We start from the raw sequence: 13,005 nt of genomic DNA, 5'->3' as shown, positions 1-13,005 counted from the left end.
TGATATAAAAACACAAAAACAAAAATATGTCGGGAGATATATTGACAAATTTCAAATATTGAGATAGGAGGTGTGAGCCTATGGCTGCAAAGTACCAGCTTATCACGGAGCTGTACCGCCGCACGGGGAGGGACGTCACGAGAAACCCACAGGCTTGGCAGGGCTTTTTATCCTCTGCCTGCCGCAATTACAAGTGCCGCTTTGACGAGCAGCTCTTAATCTACGCTCAACGCCCAGACGCTACGGCAGTCGCCGAGATTGGCACTTGGAACAGGCTCTTTAAGCGTTGGGTAAATAAGGACAGCAAAGGGATTGCAGTCTTTGACCCGAAAGGACGCAGGAACACGCTGAAATATTATTTTGACGTTTCCGACACCCATGAGGGCTATTATGGCAGCCGACCCGTCCCGATATGGCAGATGGATAAGCGGTACGAGCAGCCTGTCATGGAACGGCTTGCGGACAGGTTCGGTGGCACGGAGGGCGACGACCTTGCCAATTTCTTAATGCAGACGGCGGAGAACGCCGTGGAGGATAACCTGCCCGATTACCTTTCACAGCTTAAGGACTGTACGAAAGACAGCTTTTTAGAGGAACTGGACAGCTTTAATGTAGAAGTGATTTACAAGCGTCTGGCGGCAAACAGCGTGGCATATATGCTTTTGAGCCGCTGCGGGCTGGATGCGGACGGCTATTTTGAGCGTGAGGATTTTGTTGACATTACGAATTTCAACACGCCTGCCACCTTGAACGCCATCGGCATCGCCACAAGCGACATCTCCGAGATGGCGTTGCGGGAAATCTCTGCGGCAGTCCGAAATGTGCAAATCGAAGCTAGAGGTCAGAACCGCACATTTGCAAGAAATATCACAAGCCAGTATGATAAAGGCAGGAAACAACCCGAAAGGAGCGAATACCATGAGCGAAATCACTTACACGAAACAGGCGGATTATCTTATTCCCGACCTGACATTACCGACAGAGCCAGAGCTTCCGCTTGGCAGATACGCTTTGATGCACAGGGATTATCTGGAGCAGCACAAGAGGGTGGCTTACCTCAACCTGCTGACGTCGGGCGGGCTAAACGCACACCTGCACCAGACCGAGCAGACAGCTCTTTCCAGACTGGAACTACTGACGAAGCGGCTCGCCAAAGAGCAGGGCGTGACGGAGGAACTGAAAGAGAAAGCACCGATGCAGTGGGTGCAGGCGATGAACGCCATCCGCAGCCAAGCGGAAGAAGTGATACTGGAAGAACTGATTTACAGTTAGAAAAATCAGAGCCAGAATCGGACGGCGGCAGACAGGAAGAAAAAACGGCTGCGACACAGACAGAAGAGCCAGAGCCTGCCGAGGGCAGCGTTGCCAATGAGGAAGAAGTTGCCGCCAATCTTCCGACTGTAGATGAACAGATTGAAATGATAGCTGAAGCAGAGGACGAAAAATCCTCTGCTTTTGCCGTTTCACAGGAGGATATTGATGCCGTCCTTGTAAAAGGGAGCAGCTATGCGGATGGTAAATACCGCATCTACCATCAGTTCCAGAAGCGGGAAGATAAAAAGAGCAATATTGAATTTCTCAAAAAGGAATATGGCACGGGCGGTTTTTTTGTTGATTTTTCAGACGGCACGGAGGGGTATGTGTGGTACAGCGGCAAGGGCATCTCCATTGACCGCAGCGGCATTTCCACTGAACACGACCTTGTGCTGAGTTGGTCTAAAGCGGAAAAACGCCTGCGGGAGCTTGTTAAGGATAACCGCTATCTCAATCCCAAAGAAAAAGACCATTATGCGGATTATCTGGAGAGCATATCTGCCCCGCAGTATGAAATCGACACCCAAAGGAAACTGGCAAGGCAGCGTTTTATTGAGGAAAAAAGGGAACTGCCCCCTGCGGATAAGCGGGACACGCTCGCCCTGCGGCTCTCTGATTTTATCCGAGATTTGGACGGATATGAGAAAGATTTGTTGGGCGTGATTGGATGCGGGGATTTTGCGGATATGCCAGCCGACCTTATGGAACAGGCATTGCAGCATCCCGACAACGTGCAGGAGCTGTTAGACTTCCTCTCCCTTGTGCAGAAAAAGACGACCAGCGTTTACAGCCGCAGCAATGCGTGGCGTTTCTCGCAGGAACTTACAGAACTTTACCCGCTCCGCTACCTCTACCGTGAGGGCGATGTGGTATATATCGGGGCGGACAAATATGAGGTCATCGCCTTTGATGAGAACGCCGTGTCTTTACGAAATGCGGAGTTCCCGTTGTTTGGAAAGGAGTTCAGCCGAGCCGAATTTGAAGAAAAGCTAAAGGAAAACCCTGCGAACGACCATCTGAAAACGGTCATCACCGAGAACCAGAAAATAGAAACACTTGCTGAGGAAAAACCCGACAGCATTACCCTTTCAATCGGCTTCTCCGAACATCCTGCCTTTTATGACAGGGAGCTGAACGACCGATTTACGGATTTAAGTTTCGCTCTGGGAAATAAACTGCTCGGCATTCTGGACGAAAAACAGCATCGGGAAAGGGAGAATGAGGAGAACCATGTCGGCTGGTATCATAAGACTGATTTTGAAATCCATGCCGTCATTGGCGGCGAGGAATTTAACTACGAGGGGCGGTTTGACATCGGCGACGGCGAGGGGGATTTAATCGCCCATATCCGAAATTTCTATGAATATTCCCTCTCCCCCACTTGCCCGTTTATCCCAGAGTGGAAACGGCAGGGGGAAGATTACTACCGAGAGAAAATGGAATCCCTGCGTCTGGGGCATGACGTGTTCATCCCGTTCTTGGAGCGGAACACTGGGCTGACCCCAGAGGATGAGAAGCGGCTTGGCGGGATAATGGCTACCGAGGAGGACTGGTTTCACAGGGCGAAAGAGCCTGCCGAGGAAGAACTTTTGGAGCAGGCGAAAGGCTGCATCGACGCATACTGCGATGCGGAGTTTGGCGGCGATGCCGAAGTGGACTATACGGATTTATCCAACGTCAAGATTGCCTTTCAAAATACCGAGGACGGCTTGCACGGGATACAGGCATCCGTCAACCTCTTGCAGTACCGCATGGAAACGTATGTAGACGGCGTTCTTGCAGAATATACGCAGTATAATGACCTTGCTGACCTTATCCAGAACGCACTTTCCAATCTGTACTACCACGATTTAGTGTCCTTGACGGAGGAACAGCTTGAGCCTTTCTATCGGGAGGAAAACAAAAAGGCGGCTGAAAACCCAAGCCCAGATATTGGTTCTGATACCACAGAGCAAATCCCGCACTACACGGTAGAGCAGACTTCCGATGCCTTTGCCGACCCGTTTATCATAAGGAATAACGAAGCCCCAGAGGACAGTGCCGACCGATACTACGACGTAGGCGGCATCTACCAGACCTTTGAAACCGAGGAAGAAGCGCAGGAATACGCCGATACCTTAAACAGTGCGGAGCAAACCACGGAACTATTTGCAGCGAAAGACGCAGAGCGTAAAGGACAGCAAGAATTAGAGTCTGCCCCGTCTGAAACAGATAGAGAGCAGGATAACTCTGACCTTATCGGAAAGGAACTCTCTATTGACAACCGCCGTTATCTTATTGAGAGCGTCGGGAAAATCAGCGGCGACGTTTCCATGCGTGACATCACATTTCAGAACAACGTAGGCTTCCCGATAAACCGTGTGGAGAAAGTCGGCTATGTCCGCAGGCTCTTGGAGCAGGCAGAGAAAGAATTACCATCCGAAGAAAAAACAGAATCCCCCGCAGAGCCGACCACGGAAACCGTGGCGGAATACCCCGCCGTGGAGAACGGGCTTCCCTATGACATTGTGGTGGAGAAGATACGCTTTGACGAGCCAGAGCAGAAACCACAGAGCCAGAATCTGGCAGACACGCTCCGCTCCAGACTGGAAAAGGCAAAAGACAGTGCGGGACATGCCGCATTGCAAGAGGATATAGACACCCTTTTCATGGATAAGAACGGCGACAGCCTTGTGGGGATTGCTTCGGACGAATGGCTGAAACAGCTTGCGGATATGCCCGATGATGAGTTCCGCAAATATGCGGACAGTTACCAGAAAGGCACTCTGAACGCCTATAAGCTGCTCCCCCTCTCCGCCGACCGCCATAACTACCGCATTACCGATGATACGTTAGGCGTTGGCGGCGCAAAAGAAAAGTTCCGAAGCAATATGTCCGCAATAAGGCTTCTCCACGACCTTCAGATAGAAAACCGCCTTGCCACGCCCGAAGAACAGGAAACCCTTGCAAAGTACGTCGGTTGGGGCGGTCTGTCGATGGCGTTTGACAGCAATAATGCGGCATGGGAGAACGAATATAAAGAATTAAAATCAGCACTCTCCGATGAGGAATACCATGCCGCTATGGAATCCACGCTGACAGCTTTTTATACGCCGCCTATTGTCATTAAGGCAATGTACGAAGCACTTGACCATTTGGGATTTTCACAGGGGAATATTTTAGAGCCGTCCTGCGGCACGGGCAATTTTTTAGGGCTTCTGCCCGACAGCATGGAAAAATCAAAGCTGCACGGCATTGAGATTGACCCGTTATCGGGCAGGATTGCGAAGCAGCTCTACCAGAAAGCCAGCATCGCCATTGAGGGATTTGAGGAAACAAAGCTCCCAGATAACCACTTTGACGTGGTGCTTGGCAACATCCCGTTCGGGGAGTTCAAAGTCAACGACAGCCGCTACAACGCCCAGAAGTTCCTAATCCACGACTATTTTATTGCAAAGGCTCTGGATAAAGTGCGTGCAGGCGGCGTTGTGATGTTCATTACCTCTAAGGGGACGATGGACAAGGCAAGCCCAGAGGTGCGGAAATATATCGCACAGAGAGCCGAGCTTTTAGGTGCGGTAAGGCTTCCAGACAACACGTTTCGGGCAAACGCAGGCACGGAGGTCACGAGCGACATCCTTATTTTACAAAAACGTGACCGCATGATGGAGATAGAGCCAGAGTGGGTACACCTCGACACAGACGAGAATGGCATCACGATGAACAGCTACTTTGTCCAGCATCCAGAGATGGTGCTTGGCGAGATGAGGATGGAAAGCACGAGGTTCGGAATGGACAGTGCCTGCAAAGCCTACCCAGATGTGCCGCTTGCGGGTCTTCTCCATGAAGCCATGCAGCGGATAGACGGCGAAATCACGGAGCAGGATGTTGGGATTGACGAAATATCCGATGAGAATGAGAAATCCATCCCCGCCGACCCGAACGTGCGGAACTTCTCTTTTGCCCTTGTTGGTGGAAAGGTTTACTTCCGAGAGAATAACGAAATGACCCCCGCCAACGTGTCCATGACGGCGGAAAACCGCATCAGGGGGCTGCTGGAAATCCGTGACTGCGTGAGGAAGCTCATCCAGTACCAGACGGACGACTGCCCAGAGGAAATGATACAGACCGAGCAGGAAAACCTAAACCGATTATACGATGCCTTTACCAAAAAGTACGGCTTGATTAACAGCAGGGGGAACTACCTCGCTTTTGCGGCAGACGAAAGCTACTTCCTTTTATGCTCTTTGGAGGTGCTTGACGACGAGGGGAAATTCAAACGCAAGGCGGATATGTTCACAAAGCGGACGATAAAGCCCCACCGAGAAGTGACCTTTGTGGAAACCGCCAGCGAAGCCCTCGCCCTCTCCATCGGGGAGAAAGCCCGTGTCGATTTATCTTATATGGCACGGCTTACCTGCAGGTCGGAGGAAGAAATCATTAAGGAATTGCAGGGCGTTATCTACAAAGTGCCGTCTTGTGAGCCTGCAAGGTATGTGACCGCAGACGAGTATTTGTCGGGGAATGTGCGGGAAAAACTGAAAATCGCAGAGATAGCGGCAAAGTCAGACCCAGAGCTTGCCGTCAACGTGTCGGCTCTGGAAAAGGTCATCCCAAAGGATTTGCCCGCAAGCGAAATCTCCGTGCGTCTTGGCACGACGTGGATACCGCAGGAGGATATACAGCAGTTCATGGTGGAGCTTTTAACGCCGTCAAGCTATGCGGCGGGCAGGCTGCAAGTGCGCTATACGGCGTATAACGGCGACTGGTTCATTGAGAATAAGAGTTCCGACATTGGGAATGTCAAGGCGGACAGCACTTACGGCACGAAGCGGGCGAGTGCATACCGCATCATGGAGGACACTTTAAATCTCCGTGACACCCGTATCTTTGATTATATTTATGATGAACACAACAATAAAAAAGCGGTGCTGAACCATAAGGAAACCACGGCGGCGCAGGCAAAGCAGGAGGTGATAAAGCAGGCGTTTGGGGACTGGATTTGGAAAGACCCAGAGCGGAGGAACAGGCTTGTACGCTACTACAACGACACTTTTAATTCCATCCGTCCCCGTGAATACGACGGAAGCCATATCACGTTCGGCGGCATCAGCCCAGAAATCCAGCTAAGACCCCACCAAGTCAATGCGATTGCCCATATCCTCTACGGCGGCAACACGCTCCTTGCACACAAAGTAGGGGCGGGCAAGACTTTTGAGATGGTCGCCGCCGCACAGGAAAGCAAGCGGCTCGGCTTATGCCAGAAATCCATGTTTGTCGTGCCGAACCACCTTGTCGGGCAGTGGGCGTCGGAGTATTTAAGGCTCTACCCAAGTGCAAATATCCTTGTGACGACCAAGCGGGATTTTGAAACGGGAAACCGCAAGAAGTTCTGCGGCAGGATTGCGACGGGGGCTTATGATGCGGTGATTATCGGACACTCGCAGTTCGAGAAAATCCCCATCAGCGAGGAACGCCAGAGGGAACAGCTCATGCGTCAGCTTGACGATATTGAGCGTGGCATTGACGACGTGCAGGCATCCCACGGGGAGCAGTTCACGGTCAAGCAGCTCATGAAAACGAGGAAAGCGATTAAGGCAAAGCTCGATAAATTAAACGATACCAAGCGGAAAGACAGCATGATAAACTTTGAGGAACTGGGCATAGACAGGCTCTTTATAGATGAGAGTCATTTTTACAAGAACCTCTATTTATTTACCAAGATGCGGAATGTCGGCGGCATCGCCCAGACGGAAGCCCAGAAAAGCTCCGACCTCTTTATGAAATGCCGCTATCTGGACGAAATCACGGGCAACCGTGGCGTGGTTTTCGCAACAGGGACGCCCATCAGTAACTCGATGGTCGAGATGTATTCCGTGCAGAGGTACTTGCAGTATGACACCCTCGCAAGGAACGGATTGCAGCATTTTGACAGTTGGGCTTCCACGTTCGGCGAAACGGTCACGGCTCTGGAACTCGCCCCAGAGGGGACAAATTACCGAGCCAAGACGAGGTTTGCCAAGTTCTACAACCTGCCAGAACTGATGCAGATGTTCCGTGAGGTTGCGGACATCCAGACCGCCGATATGCTAAAGCTGCCCGTGCCAAAGGTCAATTACCACAACATCAAGACAAAGCCGAGCCAAATCCAGACGGAAATGGTGGCGGGGCTTGCGAAGCGGGCAGAGAAAATCCGTGCAAGACTGGTAAAACCACAAACAGATAATATGCTCAAGGTGACAAACGACGGGCGGCAGCTTGCCCTAGACCAGAGGCTGATTGACCCGATGCTGCCAGACGACCCGAACAGCAAAGTCAACGCCTGCGTGGACAATATCTACCGCATCTGGGAGGGACACGCCGACACAAAGGCGGCACAATTATTGTTCTGCGACCTTAGCACACCGAAAAATGACGGTATGTTCAACGTCTACGATGACATGAGGGAAAAATTGATACGGCGTGGCATCCCTGCGGAGCAGGTGCGTTTCATCCATGAAGCGAATACCGACGCACAGAAAAAGGAGCTGTTCGCAAAGGTAAGGAGCGGCGAGGTGCGTGTATTGTTTGGCTCTACCCAGAAGATGGGCGCAGGTACAAACGTGCAGGACAGACTGATTGCTATCCATAACCTCGACTGCCCGTGGAAGCCGTCGTGCTTGGAACAGCGTCAAGGTCGTCTGGAAAGGCAGGGCAATATGTTTCCAGAGGTGGAAGTCTACCGCTATGTGACGGAGCAGACATTTGATGCGTACCTCTATCAGCTCGTGGAGGGAAAGCAGAAATTCATCTCCCAGATAATGACGAGCAAAAGCCCCGTGCGTTCTGCCGAGGACGTGGATGAAGTCGCCCTCTCCTTTGCGGAGGTGAAAATGCTTGCCACGGGCGACGAGCGTTTCAAGGAAAAAATGGACTTGGATATGCAGGTGGCGAAGCTGAAAGTCTTGAAGCAGAGCTATCTTTCCGAGCATTACGACCTTGAGGACAGGATATTAAAGCACTATCCGCAGGAGATTAAAGACTATGAGGAACGCATTATAGGCTATGGGAATGATGCGGGGATTGCCAGCCATCACAAACCGCAGGGCGAGGATAAGTTCTTCCCGATGACATTAAACGGCGTGACCTATAAAGAAAAGGCGGATGCAGGCGAGATGCTCTTAGCTATCTGCAAGGAAAATCCAATGTCACAGCCGATAGAAATCGGCAGCTACCGTGGCTTTCAGATGGAGGTTTTCTATGATACCGTCAATGCACACTATTGTCTGAACCTTTGCGGAATGAGGAAATATAAGGTAGATTTAGGAACGGATGCCCTCGGAAATCTGACCCGAATCGAGAATGAGATTGCCAAGCTCCCCGCCAGACTGGAAGCTGCCAAGACCAGAAAGGAGGAAACCATCGCACAGCTTGAAACCGCAAAAGAGGAAGTGAAGAAGCCGTTTGCCTTTGAAAATGAGCTGAAAGAAAAGACGGAACGGCTCAACGCCCTCAATATCGAGCTGAATCTGAATGAAAAAGACAAGTCTGTCATTGACGATGAGCCAGAGCAGAACGACGAGCTACCAGAGAAAAAATGCACGGACAGGGAGCGTTAAATCCAGTTTGCACATTTGTACTGCTGATTTTGGGGTATTATAATAAGGACGATTAGAAAAAATCGGAGGTGAGGAAGAATGTCTGATGCGTTCAGATTTGAAACCTTTGTAGATGCCCACAGCAATATATTCAATGAATACCTCAGTTCTGTCGTGGCAAAACTGTCCAGAGAAAACGAGGAATACCGTGCCGTGCGAGCCGAGATTGAGAGCCTTTATGGGAAATATCCGAAAGTCTTAGGCGTGTTTGACACGGAAACGGCGGCGGAACTGACCGAGGAAGAATGTGCCGCACTGATTAAAGAGATGGAGCTTAGGAACAAACTTACGGATATGGAGATGCAGTCAGTCTATTTCCGTGGCTGCTATGACAGTGTAGGGTATCTGAAAAAGGCAGGAATTTTATAACGGATTGACCGAGGAAAAGGCGGCGTTGGCGTGGAGCCGATGCCGTCTTTTACATAATCAAAAATATAGAAAAAATCATATGTGTATGCTATAATCAATAAAAATGGAAGATATAGATTGAACAACAAGGAGGGTTTTATGGATATATCTAAGCAATTGGATGAAATTATTGAGCTTTTAAAAGGTTCTGGATTGTCAGATTATATTGCGATTTTTTCAGTTTTTGTTGCCGTTATAGCATTGATTGTAAATATCGCTGCAAACAGAAGAAATCATAGGCAATATATTGAAAGCTTAAAACCATTATTGTCATTTGGACTTTATGAAATAAATGGAATATTGTTTTTATCTATTAAAAATATGGGACAAACAGAAGCTAGAAACATTAAAGTTGATTTATTGGAATTGAAAAACAATGGAGATTACGATTTAGAAGTAGATGATTTATTCAAAATGGAATTTATGTTATATCCAATGGAAGAGGTTCAAGGTAGAGTTGCAGCGTATGGTGGAAATTGTATGAATGATTGTTTCCCAGTGGTTGATGTTAAAATATCATTTCTTAACGGAAATGACAATAAAATTTCTGAGTATTCTCGGTCAATAACTTTTAAAAGGATTCCACATGAAAAAATTAATCTTTCTAGGATTGAGGACAGTATTAGGTCGGTATCGTATTCTAATAATAGGTTAGCTAATTATATTGAGGGACGGACATTATTGAGGTCTGATGAATTAAATGTTTATCCCCATAATTCATTATATCAAGATATGAAAGATGCTTTTAATAATATTGAAAGGGAAGAATCAAAAAATAAGAATACGGATAAAGAAAGGTAGAGTTTAGCATGGATAAAGGTCAAGAAATTGCTATTTCTAGGATTGCAGATATTTTGTCAAGTAGTAATCTGGTAATTCCTAGTGTAGATATTTGGAAGAAAATATTTAATAATGCAGGCTTGTCAGATTTATATGAAACTAGGTCGCCACAGTTTACTACAAGGGTAGAATCCTATGGATTTAGACCAGATGAAAGAAATTATTATCATAATGAGATGTGTTATAATGGTCTGTATAAATCTTTTAAAGATTTGGAATATGATAGAGAAAACTTTTTGAAATTGCTTCAATGCATTGTCGAAAAGATAAATATCAATTGTATTTTTATTAGTGATGTGGAAAGGATTATAAAAAAAGAGAATCCTCGCATTAAAGATATGTTTATTGATGAATATATTAGTCGTATAGGAATTGCTGAAAAAAATAGTATATTATCAAAGTATGCAAATAAGAATTTTAAAGTATTTAGAAGCAATTGCAATATTTTAGAATTAGAAATTTGCTTTGACGATGAAGGACTGGGAGTTTTTCCATTTACAGGCGGTGTGAGAGAAAGTAGTTTTGATAATTCTATTTTAATTCAATGGTTAGAGAGAAAGTATGCTAATGTGGCAGAAAGTTATACTGATGCGATAAAAGCGTATAGTAATGGAGATGAAATTGGATGTATAACTCATTGTAGGAATGTCATCACAGGGATATTCACATATAAAAAAGATGTTCAAAGGAAATGGATTGATGGGCTACAAAAAGTTTGTAATAAAGACAAACATATAGATAAGGTAACAGCTAACCGAATAAGTAGTTTTCACTACAATGCAAACAGTCCAAATGAAAACGACCGTTATCAATATCCCCGTTTCAATCTGATTTACAAATTATATTCATATACAAGTGCTTTAGGGGCACATATCAATGAGGGAAATGTTACAGATAATTCAATAGAATTTGAAGAAGCAACGCTTGAAGATGCATTTATGGCTTTGAGAATGACAGAAGATATGTTGATTTGGCTGTATCAAACGAACAATATTGATGCCTAAAAAGGATAGTATATATAATGTTTTACATAGCCGAGAGGTTTTCACAACGAAAATCCCTCGGCTTATTTTATTTTCAAGGAGGTGTGTGATTGAATTACCAAGAGTACAGACAGTCCCTTAACCAAAAACTGGCTGAAAGAGTAGAGCATGAGCTTGCCGATTTCCGTGAGGACATCTTAAGTAAAAGCCCACAGGAGGTTTACGATGCTGCATATCAAATCATCATAAAGAGCGATATTGCAGAGTGCTTTTCCGAAGCGGATTATTCCCCGCAGGCGGCAAAAGCCCTTATGAAATCCCCGAATCTTTTGCAGGACATTTATGAGGAATGGCTTGGGAGGGAGGATTCCCATATGGAGGATTTACGCCAGACCGTCGCTGATTTTAAGTCGTATATGGTTAAGACGGAAAAGATTTTGACTGGGAAAGAAAGGTGATTGCCTATTGAGAAGCAGCAGACCCTATGTGCAAATTGACCCAGACGTGCTTGAACGGGCAAGACAGATAGACTTGCTTTCCTATCTTCGGTCTTATGAGCCAAGCAATCTTGTCAAAGTCAAAGGCACAACAAATGTCTACTGTACCGCCGAGCATGACAGCCTAAAGATTTCCAACGGCAAATGGTACTGGTGGTCGAGGGGCTTCGGCGGCTATTCCGCCCTTGACTATCTAATGAAAGTCAAGGAATACGGCTTTGTGGAAGCCGTGGAAATCCTCACGGGGCAGACGATGTCAGACTGGAAGCCGCCGCCCCCTGCCATGAAGAAAGACGAGCCAAAGGTGCTGCTCCTGCCGCCGAAGAACAAAAATTGCGACAGGGTGACCGAGTATCTTTTCGGGCGTGGCATTGATTATCAGCTTATCCAAGAGTGCATTGCCGAGGGCATAATCTTTGAGAGTGCCGACTACCACAACGCTGTTTTCATCGGAAAAGATGAAAGCGGAACACCAAAATACGCCGCCTGCCGTGGCACGATGGGGAGCTTCAAGCGTGACGCATCGGGCAGCGACAAGCGGTATTCGTTTCGGCTTCTGGCGAGAAGTCCGTGTGTTTCGGTGCATTTATTTGAAGCCGCCATTGATTTACTCTCCTACGCAACCTATTTAAAATGCGAGGGAACGGATTATAAGGCAGAGAATCTTCTCTCCCTGTCGGGCGTATATCAGCCGAAGAAAGAGCTGAAAGAGAGCAAAATCCCCGTTGCCCTCACGACTTTTTTGAAAGCAAACCCACAAATCAATACCATCTATCTGCATCTGGATAAGGACAGGGCAGGTCGGTTATGTACCGCCGCCTTAAAAGAATTATTGCAGAAAGACTACCGAATCGTTGATGAACCGCCGCCAGTCGGTAAGGACTTCAACGATTTTTTAATGTCTTATCTGGGGATTGCAAGGCAGAAACCGAGCCGTGAAAGGGGTGATGCCCGTTGATTGTCGGATGATTTTTTTAAGACAGAGTATGAAACTAGATAAAATTTAAAGCCAAAAGAAAGGAAAAGAAGATTGAAAAAATATGATGTTACGCTTACAGGTCACTTTGAAAAGACCGTTTCCATCTATGCAGACAGCCCCGAACAGGCAGCGGAAAAGTTAAAGATTATCCTGTTTGACACCGACCTTGTGAGGTTTTCCGATGGGGATTTTGTCTGCGGCGAAGCGGATATTAAGGACGAAGAAGAGGACGGATGTGAAGAAATGGAGAGCGAGGGCGGTGGTTTTGAGAATGAGGATTGTTCAGACTGTCCGTACTTCTGCCCTATGTGTGGAAAATGTATGTATGAGGGCGAAGATTAAAGACACGTCTTACCAAGCACTGAATT

At 47.3% G+C, this 13,005-nt stretch carries 8 protein-coding genes; all 8 read left to right on the top strand.

The window, feature by feature from the left end:
- Positions 1 to 819 precede the first annotated feature (819 nt).
- Complete coding sequence (locus D7X94_RS19255) at positions 820 to 1,272, top strand: TnpV protein (RefSeq protein WP_330558211.1); 453 nt, start codon at positions 820 to 822, stop codon at positions 1,270 to 1,272.
- A gap of 146 nt (positions 1,273 to 1,418) precedes the next feature.
- Positions 1,419 to 8,891 carry an LPD25 domain-containing protein gene (locus D7X94_RS18520; protein WP_330558212.1) on the top strand — a complete coding sequence of 2,491 codons (7,473 nt, stop codon included), beginning with the start codon at positions 1,419 to 1,421 and terminating at the stop codon, positions 8,889 to 8,891.
- Positions 8,892 to 8,969: 78 nt separating this feature from the next.
- A complete protein-coding gene (locus D7X94_RS12045) occupies positions 8,970 to 9,299 on the top strand; it encodes a DUF6664 family protein (RefSeq protein ID WP_120427942.1) in 330 nt (109 codons plus the stop codon).
- Positions 9,300 to 9,437: 138 nt separating this feature from the next.
- A complete protein-coding gene (locus tag D7X94_RS12040) occupies positions 9,438 to 10,139 on the top strand; it encodes a hypothetical protein (protein ID WP_120427941.1) in 702 nt (233 codons plus the stop codon).
- 8 nt (positions 10,140 to 10,147) lie between these two features.
- Positions 10,148 to 11,182, top strand: a complete 1,035-nt coding sequence (locus tag D7X94_RS12035) for a hypothetical protein (RefSeq protein ID WP_120427940.1) — start codon at positions 10,148 to 10,150, stop codon at positions 11,180 to 11,182.
- Positions 11,183 to 11,271: 89 nt separating this feature from the next.
- On the top strand, positions 11,272 to 11,619 hold the full coding sequence (locus D7X94_RS12030) for a DUF3848 domain-containing protein (RefSeq protein WP_120427939.1): 348 nt from the start codon (positions 11,272 to 11,274) through the stop codon (positions 11,617 to 11,619).
- Between the two features lie 7 nt (positions 11,620 to 11,626).
- On the top strand, positions 11,627 to 12,616 hold the full coding sequence (locus D7X94_RS12025) for a DUF3991 and TOPRIM domain-containing protein (RefSeq protein WP_120427938.1): 990 nt from the start codon (positions 11,627 to 11,629) through the stop codon (positions 12,614 to 12,616).
- 72 nt (positions 12,617 to 12,688) lie between these two features.
- Positions 12,689 to 12,979, top strand: a complete 291-nt coding sequence (locus D7X94_RS12020) for a hypothetical protein (protein ID WP_120427937.1) — start codon at positions 12,689 to 12,691, stop codon at positions 12,977 to 12,979.
- Positions 12,980 to 13,005 lie beyond the last annotated feature (26 nt).

The sequence above is a fragment of the Acutalibacter sp. 1XD8-33 genome (assembly GCF_003612555.1).
Taxonomy (GTDB): domain Bacteria; phylum Bacillota; class Clostridia; order Oscillospirales; family Acutalibacteraceae; genus Acutalibacter.
Note: the sequence above shows the minus strand (reverse complement) of the source record. Positions and strands in the feature narration are given on the sequence as shown.